Raw genomic sequence first — 18349 nt, 5'->3', positions numbered from 1 at the left:
CTAAAAATTACAGATTAGCTCTTTATTAGAATTTAAGCTAATTATGTTGGTTGCTTTTAAACGTTTCGGTTTCATTTTTAGCATAGGTGGCTTGGCCTTTTTAAGTGCTTGTGCTGCTTTTAAGCCTGATAAATTTGAAGGGTTTTACGTTAATAATATTCCCAGTAGTGCAGAAATACACCGCACTAACTATGATCTTAGTTTTGCCTTAACTTTTACTAACAAGTTTAACGGTAAAAATAATCAAACAGAATTCATTGCTACCTATGGTACTGGTTGGTTAATTGACTGAAAAGAAGGTGGACAAAAAAATGGTAAAAATGAACCATTCCGTGCTTATATAGCAACCAACCTCCACGTAGCTGATGGCTTAAAAAATAAGAAAGACTATGAGCCATACAATAAAGAAACAGATAACAAAGAAGAAACCACTGCCTTTCGCATAGGTAAATACACGAATGCAAAGGACTTTGTGTTGCCAAGTAAAGTCAATTTAGCGAACAATGCCCAAGTCTTTGTCAATGTGCAAACAACGGTAATTCCCAAAACTGCTTTTACTGCTAGAGATTTTGTGAATTACAAATTGTCAGCAGATGAAGTAACAAAACAAAAGAAGCAATTACAAGAACTTATCGAAAAAGCACAAAAAGGAGAAGTACAAGAAGGACAACAAACTGACACGCAAGCAATTCAATGACAAAAGAAAAATGATAGTAATGTTCAAATTGCCAAATCACAAAGTGATAGTAAAGATAAAGGCAGTCAAGATAAATCACAATCGGGCGAAGGTTTTGCCTATGCCGATTTTGCAGTTTTAGAACTGCCCTTATTTTTGGAGAATCAAAATGATAAAAAGGTTTTTGATCACTTCATCGAGCCTGCCATGAGAACTTATAAGCTTTTAGGTGATAGCTTAAATCTATTCGCTAAACAATCACTAGATGAACTGAAAGGTAACCATTATTATTTGGCAGGTTATCCTTATCTAAAAAATAAGGTTAGATCTTTGTTTATTAACCAAACAGATAAAACCAAAAAAGAAGACGACCAAATAGTACAGCACAGTAACATCGACAAACCGTTTGATATTCGTCCTTCTTTGATGAAACCAACCTTAATTCGCAATAAAGGCGATGATTTTAATGACAGTACATTGGCATGAGATTATGACCACAGCAAGATCTTTCAGTTAAGTCAAACTTTCCAAAACCAGTATTACCAACAATATGGTAAAGGATTAGTTTTAACTAACGCCGGTTTTGAAGTGGGCGCTTCTGGTTCTTTAGTGCTCAATGACAAGAAACAGATTGCCGGCATTTACTTTGGTACAACTTATTCGGACGTTGATGCTTGGGGAGTAGCCCAATTGTTGCGTTGAAAAGCAATGGGCAATCAAACTGGTGAAAACTCAGCTGTGGCTTACGACTTAATTTTTGGTAATAAGGACACCACCAAGTACTACGCCCAATTTGCTAAGAAAAACAGTACCCATTTTTACAAGCAAATTGAACAAGCAAAGGATCAAAGTTTGAAATACGTACAAAGTGATAAGACAACGGATGTTAAAAACTCTTAAGTGACTTTTAGATCAAAAATTAGCCAATTAACTCTTTATTAGAATTAGGCCAATTATGGTAATTGCTCGCAAGCGTTTCGGTTTTGTGGCTAGTTGAGCCACTTTCACCCTTTTGAACGCTTGTGCAGTTATGAACCCACGAGAGCAGTGGGGGGGTGGCTTCTATCAACACCATTCCCAGTTCTTTAGACGTACACCGTGCTAACTATGATTTAAACTTCTCTTTAACCTATACCAATAAGTAAACCGACCAAAAGGGGATAACCTGGTTAAAGACTAATTATGGTACGGGTTGGTTAATTGACTGAAAAGAGGGTGAAAAGCAAGGTGGTAAAACAGAACCCTTCCGCGCTTACTTAGCGACTAACCTACACGTATTAGCATCACTAAAGAATCCGAAAGACTATTCGCCTTACAACCAACCCGATCCTGCTTTAGGTTGAACAATTTCCTTTCGTTTGGGCAAATACACCGATGTAAAGCAGTTTGTATTACCAAGCAAATTAGGTTTACCCAATTTTGAGCAAGCCTTTGTCTTTACCCAACTTGCTGTAATTCCCAAAACGGCTTTTTTAGCGAGAGACTTTTTCGATTACACCTTGCCTAAAGATGCTAAAGCATGAAAGCAAGGCAATCAATCTGATAAAACAGTTACCCATCCCTATGCTGATTTTGCAGTTTTAGAACTACCACTGTTTTTGGATAATCCCACTGATCGCAACATTTTTGATCATTTGATCCAACCAGCCATACGCACTTATAAACAGTTAGGTGATAGTTTAAACATCTTTGTTGATAACCCAATTAATCAGCTCAAGAACCACAGCTATTATCTATTGGGTTATCCCAACTTACAGAGCAAGGTGAAAACCTTACTAATTAACCAAACTGGTAAAAAACAAATAAAACCCGAACAGATCCTGCAACAAACTAACCAAAACCGCTTTTTATTGTATTCAGGACGTGGTACACCCAACTTAATTAGCACTAAAGGTGCAACTTTCAATCAAAGTGAATTTGCTTGAAACTATGAGCACAGTAAGAGCTTTAAGTTTAAGCACCAGTATACTTACAAACAATACCAAGCATACGGTAAGGGTTTGGCAGTTGTGCATGCTGATTTTAGTGGTGGTGTGTCAGGTGCATTAGTCTTAAATGACCAAAAGCAAATTGTGGGAATCTACTTTGCTACTACCCGTTCTTCTAAACAGGCTTGGGGTTTAGCGTAACTGTTACGCTGAACACCACGGAAGAAGAGCAATGATGAAGCTTTGAGCATTGCTTATGATCTCATCTTTGGTAACCGCAATACCACTAAGCACTATGCTCAGTTTGCCAAACAACACCATACCCATTTGTATAAACAAATCACTAAAACGCCCAATCCTCAATTCCGCTTTGTGGAAATTAAACAGAGTTAACAATGGCAACCCGTTAACTTTTTAGCGTTTAAGCTTAAAAGTACCAGTTTAACTGTCTATTACAATTAGTAACTATGGCATTGGCCTTCAAGCGTTTTGGTTTTCTAGCTAGCATAGCCTCTTTAACTCTTTTAAACGCTTGTGCAACAGTTCAATTACCTAATCAATTTGAAGGGTTTTACATCAATAATATTCCCAATAGTACGGAAATCCACCGTGCTAATTACGATTTAGTTTTTTCCTTGGACTTTACTAATAGATATAACCTTGAAAACAAAACTAAAGATTTTGCAATTTATGGCAGTGGTTGATTAATTGATTGAAAGAAGCCAGACAAAAATAAAAAGAACGATCCCTTCCGTGTTTATCTAGCAACTAACTTGCACTTAGGTGATAATCTTCAAACTTTAGGTAACTATTCACCTTACAATAAATTAGATCCTGAATATGGTGTTACCAAAGCTTTTAGACTTGCTAAATACACAAGTGTCAAAGATTTTGTTTTACCTAGTCAATTAGGCTTACCTAATGACGCCAAAGCTTTTGTAACTGCGCAACCAACGGTGCTACCCAAAACAGCTTTTACTTCCAGGGATTTTGTCGATTACAGTTTGCCCAAAGATCAAGTAGATAAAAAAGAAGAATTAACAGATTTACATTGAGTAAGAGGGACTAAGTCTAATACAACAGATAGCCTTTCTTATGCTGACTTTTCGGTATTAGAAATGCCACTTTTTCTTGATAAAACCACTGATCGCAAAATCTTTAATCACTTTATTCAACCGGCCATTAATACTTATAAACAGTTAGGTGATAGTTTAAACATCTTTGCCAATCCAACCTTAGACCAGTTAAAGCAAAACCGCTATTATGTACTTGGTTATCCCAATTTAAGAAATAGTGTTAGAACTTTACTGGTAAACCAAACTAAAGCAAGCATAGCAGCAGCTAAAACAATACCTCAGCAAACAACGCAGGAAAGTAAAACTGAAAAACCCTTTGTTGTGGGTAAGAGTACGGTTAAACCTACCTTAATTAGAAATAAGGGCGATAAGTTTAATGGTAGCACAGTTGCTTGACGTTATGATCATGTGGCTGGTTTTCAATTTGGCCAAAATTTTCAAGGACGTCATTATCAACAATATGGCAAGGGAATTGTTTTAAACCATGCTGGTTTTACTGGTGGAGTTTCTGGTACCGTTGTTTTAAATGATCTGAAAAAAATTGCTGGCATTTACTTTGCTACCCATTTCACTGCCAATGGTGATTGGGGGGTAATCCAATTATTGCGTTGAAATGCCAAAAACAGTAGTGATGAGACTCGTAGTGTGGCTTACGATTTAATCTTTGGTAACAGTAACACAAAACACTTTTATGCTCAGTTTGCCAAACAACAAAAGACCCATTTGTACGAGCAAATTACTAAAACCCGCGACCCGCAATTCCGTTTTGTGGAGAAAGCTAAAAAGAATTAGTTATGTGGATTAGTTGGAAGCGTTTTGGTTTTCTTGGTGGCGTATTGGCACTAACCTTTTTAAATGCTTGTGCAACTATTAAACTTCCCGATAAATTTCGTGATTTTTACATTAATAACATTCCTGGTAGTAGCGAAGTGCACCGCGCTAACTATGACCTAAGCTTTTCCTTAACCTTTACTAATAAGTACATTAATAATGACAAAACTTATATTCATAGCTACTACATATGGTACTGGTTGACTTATTGACTGAAAGGAACCTGACAAAAAGAAGGAGAATGAACCCTTCCGCGCTTATTTAGCCACGAACTTATACGTAGCAGCATCATTAATAAATCCACAAGATTATGAAGCTTATAAAGATACTGTTTTGGGTTGAACTACTACCTTTAGGTTAGGTAAATACACTAACGTAAAAGATTTTGTTGCACCCCATCAATTTGGACTACCCAATGCTGTGCAAGCCCTTGTTAGAGCCCAAACCACGATAATTCCCAAGACGGCTTTTGCTGCTCGGGACTTTGTTAATTACAGTTTTACTAAAGAACAAAAAGATAATCAAAAGGAAGAATATCAATGGATTAAAGACAGTAAGACTAAGGATTCTGATACCCGGTCTTACTCTGATTTTGCGGTCTTAGAAATTCCCTTCTTTCTGGATAATCCAACAGATCGCAAAATCTTTGATCACTTTATTCAACCAGCCATACGCACTTATAAACAGTTAGGTGATAGCCTTAACATTTTTGCTAACCCCACACTGGATCAATTAAAAAAATCGCTATTATGCGTTAGGTTATCCGTTTTTAAGAAATAAAGCGGCATCATTGTTTTTAAATCAAACGGAACAAAGAAAGGAACATATGGACAAAACTACCCAAATACTTCATGAAAAACCATTTGTTGTTTTAACCGATCCAGCTAAGCCTACTTTAATTAGGAATAAAGGCGCTAATTTTACTGGCAACACTTGAACTTCAAACTATGATCTCAGCAAGAAATCGGGGCTTTATCATGAATTTTTAGGTAAGAAATACCAAATCTATGGCAAAAGTATAGTCATTAGTGACCTTAATTTAAGCAGTGGCTCTTCTGGTTCTTTGCTGTTAAATGATAGGAAGCAGATTGTTGGTATTTATTTTGGTGTTGATGGCCCTAAAGACGAATTAGGCTTCTCACAGTTATTACGTTGACAAGCGAAAAATAATGATGAAGAAAAAGACAGTGTTGCTTACGATTTAATATTTGGCAATAAAAATACCACAAAATACTATGCTCAGTTTGCTAAAGAACATAAAACCCATTTATACGAACAAATTGATAGAAGCAATGATCAACAATTTACCTTCGTCAAAAACCAAAAGTGTTAAAAATTTGTAGTTAAAACCTTTGGGATTTTGCTTAAAAATTAACTCCTTAAACCTTTGTTAGAATTAAGCCACGATGTTGGTTGTTTTCAAGCGTCTTGGTTTTATTGTTAGCATATTCTCTTTAACTTTTTTAAGTGCTTGTGCAGCCTTTGATAAGTGGCAAGAGTTTTACATTAACAATATCCCTAGTAGTACGGAAATCCACCGATTCAACTATGACTTAAACTTCTCGCTTACTTTTACTAATAGAATCACTAGCAACGGTGAAGCTAAATTTAGTGTCACATATGGTACTGGTTGATTAATTGATTGAAAGGAACCTGATAAAAAGAAAGAGAATGATCCCTTTCGTGCTTATTTAGCAACTAACTTACAAGTAGCAGCATCATTAATAAATCCGCAAGATTATGAACCTTATAAAAATAAAGATGATGCTGGTTGAACTACTACCTTTAGGTTAGGTAAATACACTAAGGTTAGTGATTTTGTTTCACCCAATCAATTTGGTTTACCCAATGCTGCGCAAGCTCTTGTCAATGTGCAAACAAGTGTAATTCCCAAAACCGCTTTTGCTGCTAGGGACTTTGTGGATTACAGTTTTCCTCAAGAACAAAAAGATAAAGAAAAGAGAAAACAACAATGGGTGAAAAACAGTCATACTAAGAATTCTGATGTCCAGCCTTTTGCTGAGTTTGCAATTTTAGAAATTCCCTTATTTTCGAAAAGTAAAGTAGATCGCAAAATCTTTAATCACTTTATTCAACCAGCCATACGCACTTATAAACAGTTAGGTGATAGCCTTAACATTTTTGCTAACCCCACACTGGATCAATTAAAACAAAATCGCTATTATGTGTTAGGTTATCCTTTTTTAAAAAATAAAGTGTCATCACTATTTCTTAACCAAACGGGAAAAAAGAAAGGAATATTTAGGCGAAAATACACAAATATCCCATGAAAAACCAGCTATTATCTCAACTAATCAAGTTAAACCCACTTTAATTAGGAATAAAGGCGATAATTTTACTGGTAGTCCCTGAGCTTTGAACTATGATCTCTCCCAGAAATTTAAGGTTTATCTTGAGTTTTCGGGCAAAAAGTACCGAATCTATGGCCAAAGTATAGGCATTAGTCATCTTGATTTAGGCGGTGGATCTTCTGGTTCTTTGTTGTTAAATGATAAGAAACAAATCGCTGGCATTTACTTTGGCGTTGATGGTGCTAACAATGAATTAGGCTTAGCACAGTTATTACGCTGAAAACCAGAAACTTATCACAATGATGAAGCTAGAAGTGTGGCTTATGATTTAATCTTTGGTAATAAAAATACCACAAAATACTATGCTCAGTTTGCCAAAGAACACAAAACCCATTTATACGAGCAAATTAAGCAAATTAACAATGATGAATTCCGCTTTGTCGAAAAGACTAAAAGGCATAACTTGGGGTAATGAATCGACTAGTGGCTAGTTGTAAAAGTAGCTAATTAACTCTTTATTAGAATTAACACCATTATGATTGTGGCTTTCAAGCGCCTTGGTTTTCTCGCTAGCATAGCTTCCTTAACTGTATTAAGTGCTTGTGCTGCAGTGCCACTAGAAAAGTGGGATCAGTTCTATGTAAGTAATATTCCTAGTAGTGGTTCGATTCACCGTGCCAACTATGATTTAACCTTTGCTTTAACTTTTACTAATAAAACTACTAACAATGGGCAAGATAACTTTAGCGCCTTTTCTGGCACTGGCTGGCTCATTGATTGAAAAGGTAGCGGGGGGGGTTAAATGAACCCTTTCGGGTTTATTTAGCCACCAACTTACATGTCGCAGCCGTTTTAAAAAACCAACAGGATTACGATCCTTATAAAAACTCTGATACCAGTGCCGATTGAACGACCGCTTTTCGAATAGGCAAATACACTCACGTTCGTGATTTTGTCGAACCTAGTCAAGTTAAGTTGCCCAATAATGCTCAAGCCTTTGTTAATGTCCAAACCACAGTAATTCCCAAAACCGCTTTTACAGCGCATGACTTTGTCAACTACACTTTGCCAAAAGACAAAAAGAAGCAAAATGATACAGAAAATAAAAAGAAGCAACCAAAGGATGGAGAAAACGATAAGCAAAAGGAGCAAGCGGAAACCCAACCGTTTGAGTGAATTCAACAAAAGGATGCTGATGATAAAAAGGAATCTAATACAGCAAATACATCAGACAGTCTTGCCTATGCTGACTTTGCGGTGTTAGAGCTAACCTTATTTTTAGATAACCCAGTTGATAAAAAGGTGTTTGACCATTTTATCCAACCAGCCATCAAAACTTATGAGCAATTAGGTAATAGCTTAAAGCTGTTTGCCAAGCCAACATTAACTGAACTCAAAAACCACCGCTATTATTTATCGGGTTATCCCTTCTTGGAAAACAAGGTTAATGTATTGAGTGTTAATCAAATTAAGAAAGATACATCTACAGAAACAACAATAAATGGACAAACAGTACAACAAAGTAACCACGAACAACCCCTTATTGTGCGATCGACAATAGCAAAGCCAACCCTAATTAGAAATCAAGGTGATGACTTTAATGGCAGTAACTGGGTTTGAAACTATGACAACAGTAGGGTATTTCGGTTTGAACAAACTTTTCAAAGTCGTAATTACCAACAATACGGTAAGGGATTTGTTTTGGACAATGCTGGTTTTACAAGTGGCGCTAGTGGTGCTTTAGTGTTAAACGATAAGCACCAAATTACTGGCATTTATTTTGCGTCTACTAGTAACACCACTACTGCTTGAGGGGTAGCTCAGTTGCTGCGTTGAAAAGCCAATGGCCATAATAACGATGGCACAAACACAGTGGCCTATGACTTAATCTTTGGTAACAAAGACACTAAAAAGTACTACGCTCAATTTGCTAAACAACATAAAACCCATTTGTTTGAGCAAATTAAGCAAAGCAACGACCAACAATTTACCTTTGTTAAAAACCAAAAGTCTTAAAAATTTTGTGGTTTAATCCTTTGGGATATCACTGCAAACAGGGCTCCTTAACCCTTTATTAGAATTACTCGTTTATGTGAGTTGCGCTCAAGCGTTTTTGTTTTCTTAGTGGATTATTGGCACTAACTGTTTTAAGTGCTTGTTCAGCCTTTCGAAAACCTGATAAATTCGAAGGGTATTACATTAACAATATTCCTGGTAGTGCAGAAATCGATCATGCCAACTATGATTTAACCTTTTCTTTAGGTTTTTTTAACAGAATTGAAAAAACCGAGAAAGATAAAAGTCAAATAGATTTTGGTTCCATTCACGGAACGGGTTGGTTAATTGACTGGAAGGAAGTTGACAAGAAAGATAAAAAAGCTAATAAATTTACTGTTTACTTAGCTACTAATTTACACGTCATACAGGCCTTAAAAAACCGAGAAGATCATCCGCCTTACAACCAATTTGATATCAATTTTGTGCGAACCGTTGATTTTAGAATTGGCAAATACACTGATGTTAAACAATTTGTCGCACCAAGCAAATTAGGCTTACCCAACTCTACCCAAGCTTTTGTAGCAGCACAACCAACGGTACTTCCTAAAACTGCTTTCATTGCACATGACTTTGTGAACTACACTTTATCCAAAGATCAAAAGAATAAAAAACAAAGAGAACAGCAATGAAAGGTACAAATTAAGCCAAATAAAGATGAAGTTCATCCTTATGCTGACTTTGCGGTATTAGAACTACCTTTATTTCTCAATAATTCATCTGACCGACAAATTTTTGATCATTTCATCCAACCAGCAATTAGAGCTTACAAACAGTTAGGTGATAGCTTAAACATTTTTGCCTACCCAACTTTAGACCAGTTTAAACATAGTCATTATTATGTACTGGGCTATCCTTACATAGCGAAAAAGCTGCCAACTTTATTTGTAAACCAAACCGGGAAAGAAAAAACAGTGCCTGGTGAAACAGCCCAAATACCCAATGATCAGCCCTTTGTTTCCACAATTAACGAAGAAGGACCGCATTTGGGTAGGATTAAAAGTGACAAGTTTAATGGTGGCACCTGGGCTTGAAACCATGATAACACCAAGAACTTTCCGTTTAATCGCCAGTTTCGTGGCAAAGAATACCAAATGTATGGCAAGGGAATTGGGATCACTAATGGTAGTTTAAGTCGTGGCGCTTCGGGTTCCTTAGTCTTAAATAACAAGCGACAGATTGTGGCCATTTACTTTGCTAGTAGAATCACTGAAACACAAGAATGGGGTCTAGCGCAGCTGTTACGCTGAAAACCGCGAAGTGTTCTTAATGAAGAAAAAGACAGTGTTGCTTACGATTTAATCTTTGGTAATAGCAATACCAAAAAATACTATGCCCAGTTTGCAAAAAAAATAACACTCACTTTTATGGGCAAATTAAATCTGCGCGAGACCCTAGTTTAAAATATGTAGATAACGAATCAAAGGTAAAAAATACTTAAATTAAATTGTCTAGGTTTGTGTATGTGGCGTTTTTCTGTTAGTGCTAGTCTTGTTTATTTGCCGTACCGCTTAGTGGATGTGCCACGATTGTGCAATTAGAAAAGGTACCGCGCGCTGAATACCAAACAAAGTGGGCTACTAATACCGTTCCCAAACCAACTGACTTTTACCACCAGCTTTATAACTTAAGCTTTTCGTTAACTTTAACGTCACAACGGTGAAATACTTACGGGACTGGTTGGTTAATTGATTGAAAGGATACTAGTACAAACGAAAATAAGTTCACTGCCTATTTAGCGACTAACTTCCATGTCGCTGACACTTTAAAGAACCCGCACGACTACCCGCCTTATAACCAAGTCGATAATACCCAAGATTTAACCACTAGTTTTCGAATTGGTAAATACACTGATCCCAGTTTATTTGGTCTGTACACGAATGTCAAACACGCATTTGTTGATGTCCAACTAGCAGCTTTACCAAAGATGGCTTATGCAGCGGTGGACTTTGTTGATTATCGGTTTGACAATAAACATTGGAAATCCTTAAATGAAATTTGTCCGGAAGTTGGTTTAAAACCTTATGCTGATTTTGCCGTGTTAGAAGTACCCTTGTACTTAAACAACAAGTTGGATTACCAAGTATGGGAAAACTTTATCAAACCCGCCATTGCTACCTATAAGGCCTTAGGTGATAGTACAAACTTGTTTGCAAGTACGTCATCTTCTGATTTACAAAATGACACCTATTTTGCTCTCGGTTATCCCTTACTAGAGAGTAACATTGATGCGATTCACTTTAACCAAACAGGTGCCACTTTAACTAGTGTTCCGGTTAAAGACCGCATTAAAGTTAAAAACCAAAGCTTCTGAACTTTGAACAAATAGCGTCAGATTCCAACCTTGGTAATGAATAAAACGGGGCAAACATCTGGCAATACACTAGCACACGTGTATGACCGCCCAGTATTACCAACTAGACGAAAAGTTTAATCAGCAAACCTATGAACAGTATGGTAAAGGCTTAGCCTTAAATGATTTGTATATCCGCAGGGGCGCTTCTGGTAGTTTAGTCTTCAATCAGGATCAACAAATATCAGGCATCTTTTTTGCAGTAGCTAGTCATTCCGACCCTAAACCTGGTGAAAAAACTCTGGTACAACTGTTACGCTTGCCAGTTGATGAAAGTACTACAGCGACGGTAAAGGACAACTGTGTGCCCTATGATTTAATCTTTGGCAACCGCAATACTACCCATTACTATACCCAATTTGCCAAGCAACACCACACCCATTTGTATGAGCAAATTCAACAAAGTAATGACCAGTTAATTAAGTTTATTGATCGCGAAAATGTGTCCTGTTCAATGGTTTCGTAACGGTTATTTTTTGTTGTAATTTAACTGTTTAACAGTTCCATTTTTGACTTATTTTTAAAGCTCTTAGCTAAAATTACGCGTTCGTAAATCTGGAAATTCAAACAGGATAGTAGATAACAAATAATGTAGGGAAAATTTTGAATGGAGAACAAAGAACAAAATAATACTGATCAACTTCAAACTGGTGATCTCAATAAAGCGCGAAAATTACACAAGTGTTATTTGTGATTGTTTGTTGTGTCGTTAATTATCTGACTCGGTTTTATTTCACTGTTTTTTCTATATTATCTGCCAATTAGCCTTGTTATTGCCCTAGTTGTTATTGCCTTTATCTTTGTCTTAGTCTTTTTGGGATTCTTGGAAACATGGCGCAAAAACATTAACCAAGAAGAAGAGTTTTTGCGGCTTGAAGGCCTTTTGATCACAAGTCCAACTGATACTCAATCAGCAATCCACAAAGATAACCAATAGTGGTGAAACCAGAAACTAAAGCCAAACCAACCTCAGACCGGTAGTAGTTGCAAATGTTCGTTGTGCAGCCCAATACCCAGTACACAAACACCCCAAGCAGTTGTGGCAAATCCTCATCCACAACCAACCTTCGTTAACTGAACAATCAACTACCAAAACCGAAGCATGGTAAGTTTTACCACTAGTCCGAGCGATGAAGTTGTAAGACATATACAACGTTTTGCTCATTGTGTTCTTCATGGCAGAGTTGCCTATTTCCATTATTTGTATTAGTCTGGGTCACTTTCACTCCGTTTGGTGGTTATTGGAATTGAGCATCCTCTTTTTCGTTTTTTCTTAGTGGTTTTTTGTTTGCTTTAAACTATCGTGCAAACAACATAAGGTTGTGGCTAAACTCAAAAAAGAAGTAAAGAAATAATTCGCTCATTTACTGCTTATTTCTTGAATTGACTTAAGCGAATGTTTAAGTCAGTTTTGCCTCTGCAACTATCTGTGTTTATTCAAAAAGGCTTGTTTTCACTTAAATATTAGACTTAAGCTAACTTAAGTGTTTAATTTGCGTTTCGTGTTCGTAGGTCAACTCTGCTACCTGCCCTTTTATTAGTAGCAATTCCCCTAAATAGCTGTAGTTCCTTTTGAAAACCGTTACAGCTGCGGGGGGTGTTAAACGTAAAGAGTGAAAGACTAATTACCTCATTAATACTATTCCCAAAAAGTCAGAAGCTTTACACGACCTGTATGATTTGAGCTTTTCAATGCAGCTTGCCAACAACAAGTGACGTGTGTTTGGTACTGGTTGATTAATTGATTGAAAGAAACCGAAGCGAACACATAACCTGAGCGAACCGTTTTATCTTTATTTAGCGACTAACCTGCATATTGCCGTTGCTTTGAGCAATCCGAAGGACTATGCACCGTTTAATAAAGCTAGCATTGGCAACAGTTTAACTACGGTATTTTGTCTAGGGAAATATATTAACCCTCAATTGTTTAAGCTACGTACTGATGTAAGCAACGCCTTTGTGTCAATACAAACTTCCACTATTCCCAAAACAGCCTTTGTAGCACGCGACTTTGTGCCCTTACAAAACCGCGGTAACCAGTGGGTAGCACCAGTTCGTGCATCAGAAGATGATCCTGCACTAGCAAAAAGCTATTTGGATTTTGCGATCATAGAAGTTCCACTCTTTTTACACAACCAAATGGATAAACAGATCTATGACCACTTTATGCGCCCCGCCATCAATACCTATGAACGGTTAGGTAACAGTGTGGGAATCTTTGCTTACCAACCTATGGCAAGCTTTAAGCGAGATAGCTATTTTGCTTTAGGTTATCCCCAAGTAGAGAGCAATATTGCTGCACTTAACTTGAACCAAACTGAAGTTAAACCTACTCGCCCAGAGGATGTTGCTCAAGTTACTTTTAAAGAGCCTTGGTCAGTAGATCACCACCGCGAAATTCCTACTTTGACTACCAATCAACTTACCACCATTAAAACAAAACACTTTTCTGGTAGTAAGTTATCTTGACCGTTTGATCACACTAAGTCATTCAAGATTAAGAATAAGTGGTTAGGGCAAAACTACCAGATGTATGGTCATGGTTTAGGAATCGATCAGGTTAACCTAAGAAAAGGGACTTCTAGTTCTTTAGTGATTAACCAAAAGCGTCAAATTGTGGGAATCTATTTTGCTACGGTAATTACTAATCCCAAGAAGGCTGTTCGTAACGATGTTGGTTTAGTCCAAATGCTGCGCTTTCAGGGTGAGGGCAATTCCCTCAATCCGAACTAGAGCAGCATTGGTTATGATCTTATCTTTGGCAACCGCAATACTACCCATTACTATACCCAATTTGCCAAACAACACTACACTCATCTTTGTGATTAAATTAAAAAGAGTAACAATCGACAGTTTCAATATGTTGATCAAAATTAAAGTAAATTAGTAAGACCATGGAACCAAAGATTAGAAGAATCCTCAATAAGGAATTGCAAAGACAAAGAGATTGCATTTGTTTAATAGCATCAGAGAACTATGTGAGTAGGGACATCCTAGAGGTCACTGGTTCCATTTTGACCAATAAGTACGCTGAGGGTTATCCTACTAGACGCTTTTATGAAGGTTGTGAGGTAGTTGATGAATCAGAGAGCTTAGCCATTAATACCTGTAAGGAATTATTTGGTGCGAAGTGAGCGAATGTGCAACCGCACTCCGGTTCTTCTGCTAACTATGCCGTGTACTTAGCTCTACTTAAACCTGGCGATGCCATTTTAGGGCTTGACCTTAACTGTGGTGGGCACTTAACTCACGGTAATAAATTTAACTTTTCGGGTAAACAGTACCAGCCTTATTCCTACACCATCAACCCCGAAACCGAGATGTTGGACTATGATGAGGTGCTACGTGTTGCTCGGGAGGTAAAACCTAAACTAATTATCTGCGGTTTTTCCAATTACTCGAGAACCGTTGACTTTGAGCGCTTTAGTGCAATTGCGAAAGAAGTTGGTGCTTACCTTTTAGCGGACATTGCCCACATTGCGGGATTGGTAGCAGCTGGCTTGCACCCCAATCCCTTACCTTACGCTGATGTGGTTACATCTACTACCCACAAAACACTGCGCGGTCCACGGGGAGGGTTAATTATGTCCAATAACGAAGCGATTATTCGCAAATTGGACAGCGGTGTCTTTCCGGGTTGTCAAGGTGGTCCCTTACAGCACGTAATTGCGGCTAAGTATGTTTGTTTTAAAGAAGCTTTACAACCAAAATACAAGCAGTACATCCAAAACGTTAAGACCAATGCAGCGAGCATGGCTAGTTGGTTCAAACAACAAGGTTACCGCGTCATTTCTAACGGAACTGATACCCACTTGTTCTCGCTTGATGTCGGTAAGGGTAAAGATGTTTCACAATGATTGCAACAAGCCAACATTGTGTTGAACATGAACACGGTTCCTTTCGATAAGAATCCTGCCATAAATCCTTCCGGTATTCGTATTGGTACACCTGCCATGACTACTCGTGGCTTTAAGGAAAAGCACTTCCTTTATGTTGCTGCCTTAATTGACAAGATTATTAAATCTGACGGTAATAAGAAAGTTATTAAAGAAGTAAAAAAAGCGGTTTTAAAACTGTTAGAACGTTTTCCGTTGTATAAGGGATTGGAGTATTAGATAACTACTTAATTTACTAAACATACAGCATTTAAAAAAATCACTTCACTCATTAAAAGATGCTGTGATTTTTTATTGAAATAAACAGTTCAAAACCATTAGAAGCTTGGTCACTTTAGAGGTAATAAAACCATTAGATTATCGAGTTAAAACCGTTTTCATTAGCGAGTCCAATTAATTTTTTAGGGTTTAAAAGAAATTAGCATTAGGCTTAAAAATTAAATTTTCCTGTTATGCCAGTGATGGCGTAGAGTTTTTAGTTTTTATTGTTGAAACTTTTTAAGCCTTTAATGGGTGTTGAAAAGTTTGTGGTAGTTTTTCAATTAAATTTCCTAACCAAGATACGATAGATTAACTAGCGTTAACGTTACTACTGTCAGCATTGGTTTTTTAGTTGTTTTAAGTATTTGTTATTTCCAAACAAATATTTTTCATGCTGCAAAATTTAGCTTTAAGCTTTCCTTTTATTACGCGTTTCTTCCAAAAGCAAATGCTTGGTTCCCAGAATTCTAGTGGTAAAACTCCTGGTTTCAATGAAGCCGAAGGAATAACGAGTAACATTTTCCAAATTGCTGGTGGAATTAGCCTTTTAGTTATTTTGTTGTTAATCATTGGTTTCTTGAGTTGTTTGTTGGGTGGCATCTTCCTACATAAGCACAAACACGCTGAAGTGGGTAGTCCCGCTCATGCAAAAACGAAAAATCTATTTGTTGCTTTCTTTGTTGTCGGTAGCTTATTGTTGTTAGTGGCCGTAGTCATGTTAATTGCTTTCGGTGTGCTTGATGCTAGTCTGCCACTTCCAAAAGAAAATAACTCTTAATTAGTTTTAATTACTAACCACATATACAAGGTTGAGTGCCTTATTGGCAATAAACGCTTAATCTACTAGTAAATAAATCAGGCACGCTAATTTAGCAGCACTATTTCGGTAGTGTTGCTAAATTATTTTTATTTGCACTTTAAGCATTTAACTGCTAATTGTTAATAATTGGTAGAATATTGACGGTATGAAGATAACACCAATTCATGACAACATTTTGGTTTCACTAGTGGAATCAAACAAAGAAGAAGTGTCACAAAAAGGGATTATTACAGCACTAGCTAACCCTGATAAAAATGAAAGTGCCCACAAGGGAACTGTCGTTGCTTTAGGTGCAGGACCGGCATATGGTAAAAGCGAAAAACCGAAATATGCTTTTGGCATCGGTGACACGATCTACTTTAAGGAATACAGTGGTATTTCCTTTGAAGAGGAAGGTACCAAGTACAAGATTATTTCCTTGGAAGATGTCCTTGCTTTTGAAAAGCATGGTAATACAAAAACTACTACTGTAAAGAAAGGAGCTAAGAAAAAATAGTTATGGCAAAGGAATTAGTATTTGGCAAGAATGCCCGCAATAAACTGCTAGCTGGTATTAATAAATTAGCAGACGCTGTTAAGGTAACCGTTGGTCCTAAAGGTCAAAACGTGATTTTAGGTCGGAAGTTTTCCAATCCTTTAATTACTAACGATGGAGTGACCATCGCTAAGGAAATTGAACTAACTGATCCTTTAGAAAACATTGGTGCTAAGGTTATTTCGGTAGCTGCTGTATCTACCAATGATATTGCTGGGGACGGTACTACCACTGCTACCATCTTGGCACAGGAAATGACTAACCGTGGTGTGGAAGCTGTTAATAATGGCGCTAATCCAGTTAATGTCCGCCGTGGGATTGAAGATGCTAGTCAGTTAATTATTACTGAGTTAGATAAGCGTTCCAAAAAGATTAATACCAACGAAGAAATCGAGCAAGTTGCAGCGATCTCTTCCGGTTCCAAGGAAATTGGGAAGCTGATTGCTCAAGCTATGGCCTTAGTTGGTAAAAACGGTGTCATTACCACCGATGATGCTAAGACGATTAACACTACCCTAGAAACCACTGAAGGGATTGAGTTTAAAGGTACTTACGCTTCCCCTTACATGGTTAGCGATCAAGAAAAAATGGAAGTGGTGTTAGACCAACCGAAGATCTTGGTCAGTGCGATGAAGATTAACACCATTAAGGAAATCTTACCGTTACTAGAAGGTAGCATGGAAAACGGTAACCCACTGTTAATCGTGGCACCTGACTTTGCTGAAGAAGTGGTAACTACTTTAGCGGTGAACAAGCTTCGCGGTACCATTAATGTAGTTGCTGTTAAATGTAACGAATACGGGGAACGCCAAAAGGCAGCTTTGGAAGATTTAGCCATTAGTACTGGCACCTTAGCTTACAACAATGAACTAGGTGGTGGCTTTAAGGATGTGACTGTAAACCACTTAGGGGAAGCTCGCCGTGTGCAAGTAGCCAAAGAAAAAACCACGGTTATTGGTGGTAAGGGTTCTAAGGAAACGATCCAAAAACACCTTGACCTTCTAAATGGTCGTTTAAAGCAAACTACCGAAAAGTACGATACCGATCTGTTAAAGGAACGGATTGCCCACCTCAGTCAAGGGGTAGCTGTAGTACGGGTTGGTGGTGCTACGGAACTAGCACAAAAAGAGTTAAAACTCCGCATTGAAGATGCCTTAAACTCGACTAAGGCAGCTGTTGAAGAAGGGATTATTTCCGGGGGTGGTATTGCTTTACTTAACGTATCCACTATCCTCAATGACAGTAAGTTGGCTGACAAGTACAAGGCAGAAACTAGTGCGGAAAACCTCAAGGAAATCCTGGTTGGTTATGAAATTGTGCGTAAGTCACTAGAAGCACCAGTGCGCCAAATTATTGAAAACTCCGGGGTTAACCCAGTTAAAGTATTTGCAGAACTACGCAGTGAAGCTGATGGTGTTGGTTTTGATGCTGAAACCAAAAAGAAGGTCGACATGATCCGCAGCGGTATTATTGACCCTACTAAGGTAACCAAAACTGCACTCGAAAAAGCTGCATCAGTAGCAAGTTCCTTAATTACCACCAGCGTTGCTGTGTATGATATTAAGGAAAACAAGGAAGGTAGCTTCCAAGAATAGGTAAAAATTAA

General features: G+C 37.5%; 17 protein-coding genes and 2 pseudogenes. All 19 read left to right on the top strand.

Features of this window, described 5'->3' with window-relative positions:
• The first annotated feature begins 43 nt into the window (after nt 1-43).
• The 19 genes and pseudogenes from F539_RS03340 (at nt 44) to groL (ending at nt 18338) form a co-directional block, all read left to right on the top strand.
• Nucleotides 44-1576, top strand: coding sequence for a DUF31 family protein (locus F539_RS03340; RefSeq protein ID WP_014325620.1), 1533 nt, complete (start codon nt 44-46; stop codon nt 1574-1576).
• Nucleotides 1577-1698: 122 nt separating this feature from the next.
• Nucleotides 1699-1821 carry a hypothetical protein gene (locus F539_RS04580; RefSeq protein ID WP_264080368.1) on the top strand — a complete coding sequence of 41 codons (123 nt, stop codon included), beginning with the start codon at nt 1699-1701 and terminating at the stop codon, nt 1819-1821.
• Nucleotides 1822-1836: 15 nt separating this feature from the next.
• Nucleotides 1837-2805 carry a DUF31 family protein gene (locus F539_RS04135; RefSeq protein WP_225971141.1) on the top strand — a complete coding sequence of 323 codons (969 nt, stop codon included), beginning with the start codon at nt 1837-1839 and terminating at the stop codon, nt 2803-2805.
• Nucleotides 2806-2847: 42 nt separating this feature from the next.
• Nucleotides 2848-2997 carry a hypothetical protein gene (locus F539_RS04515; protein ID WP_017532703.1) on the top strand — a complete coding sequence of 50 codons (150 nt, stop codon included), beginning with the start codon at nt 2848-2850 and terminating at the stop codon, nt 2995-2997.
• 74 nt (nt 2998-3071) lie between these two features.
• Nucleotides 3072-4472 (top strand): DUF31 family protein, encoded by a 1401-nt coding sequence (locus F539_RS03330; RefSeq protein ID WP_014325618.1) that lies wholly within the window; start codon nt 3072-3074, stop codon nt 4470-4472.
• 2 nt (nt 4473-4474) lie between these two features.
• Nucleotides 4475-5399: pseudogene (locus F539_RS03325) on the top strand (DUF31 family protein).
• Entirely contained in the window at nt 5338-5844 is a 507-nt protein-coding gene (locus tag F539_RS04510) for a DUF31 family putative serine protease (protein WP_017532701.1), read from the top strand. The pseudogene F539_RS03325 and the gene F539_RS04510 overlap by 62 nt, the downstream one beginning before the upstream one ends.
• A 73-nt stretch (nt 5845-5917) precedes the next feature.
• On the top strand, nt 5918-6826 hold the full coding sequence (locus F539_RS03315) for a DUF31 family protein (RefSeq protein ID WP_014325614.1): 909 nt from the start codon (nt 5918-5920) through the stop codon (nt 6824-6826).
• Entirely contained in the window at nt 6723-7295 is a 573-nt protein-coding gene (locus F539_RS03310; RefSeq protein WP_307755018.1) for a DUF31 family putative serine protease, read from the top strand. The genes F539_RS03315 and F539_RS03310 overlap by 104 nt, the downstream gene beginning before the upstream one ends.
• A gap of 63 nt (nt 7296-7358) precedes the next feature.
• Nucleotides 7359-8839 (top strand): annotated as a pseudogene (locus F539_RS04335) (DUF31 family protein).
• 74 nt (nt 8840-8913) lie between these two features.
• A complete protein-coding gene (locus F539_RS03295; RefSeq protein WP_014575028.1) occupies nt 8914-10281 on the top strand; it encodes a DUF31 family protein in 1368 nt (455 codons plus the stop codon).
• Nucleotides 10282-10409: 128 nt separating this feature from the next.
• Nucleotides 10410-11207, top strand: coding sequence for a DUF31 family protein (locus F539_RS03290; RefSeq protein ID WP_010874938.1), 798 nt, complete (start codon nt 10410-10412; stop codon nt 11205-11207).
• 67 nt (nt 11208-11274) lie between these two features.
• Nucleotides 11275-11697 (top strand): DUF31 family putative serine protease, encoded by a 423-nt coding sequence (locus F539_RS03285; protein ID WP_014325610.1) that lies wholly within the window; start codon nt 11275-11277, stop codon nt 11695-11697.
• A 141-nt stretch (nt 11698-11838) separates the two neighbouring features.
• Nucleotides 11839-12168, top strand: coding sequence for an MPN579 family protein (locus F539_RS03280; protein ID WP_010874936.1), 330 nt, complete (start codon nt 11839-11841; stop codon nt 12166-12168).
• Between the two features lie 755 nt (nt 12169-12923).
• Nucleotides 12924-13964 (top strand): DUF31 family putative serine protease, encoded by a 1041-nt coding sequence (locus tag F539_RS03270; protein ID WP_010874934.1) that lies wholly within the window; start codon nt 12924-12926, stop codon nt 13962-13964.
• Between the two features lie 161 nt (nt 13965-14125).
• On the top strand, nt 14126-15346 hold the full coding sequence (gene glyA, locus F539_RS03265; RefSeq protein ID WP_014325608.1) for a serine hydroxymethyltransferase: 1221 nt from the start codon (nt 14126-14128) through the stop codon (nt 15344-15346).
• A gap of 433 nt (nt 15347-15779) precedes the next feature.
• On the top strand, nt 15780-16166 hold the full coding sequence (locus F539_RS03260) for an MPN575 family protein (RefSeq protein ID WP_014325607.1): 387 nt from the start codon (nt 15780-15782) through the stop codon (nt 16164-16166).
• Between the two features lie 187 nt (nt 16167-16353).
• Nucleotides 16354-16704, top strand: coding sequence for a co-chaperone GroES (gene groES, locus F539_RS03255; RefSeq protein WP_010874931.1), 351 nt, complete (start codon nt 16354-16356; stop codon nt 16702-16704).
• A gap of 2 nt (nt 16705-16706) precedes the next feature.
• Nucleotides 16707-18338 (top strand): chaperonin GroEL, encoded by a 1632-nt coding sequence (gene groL / locus F539_RS03250; RefSeq protein WP_010874930.1) that lies wholly within the window; start codon nt 16707-16709, stop codon nt 18336-18338.
• Nucleotides 18339-18349: the final 11 nt, after the last annotated feature.

The organism is Mycoplasmoides pneumoniae FH (assembly GCF_001272835.1).
Classification (GTDB): Bacteria; Bacillota_I; Bacilli_A; order Mycoplasmatales; family Mycoplasmoidaceae; genus Mycoplasmoides; species Mycoplasmoides pneumoniae.
The sequence above is the reverse complement of the archived record's forward strand: the minus strand, read 5'-3'. Positions and strand labels throughout refer to the sequence as shown.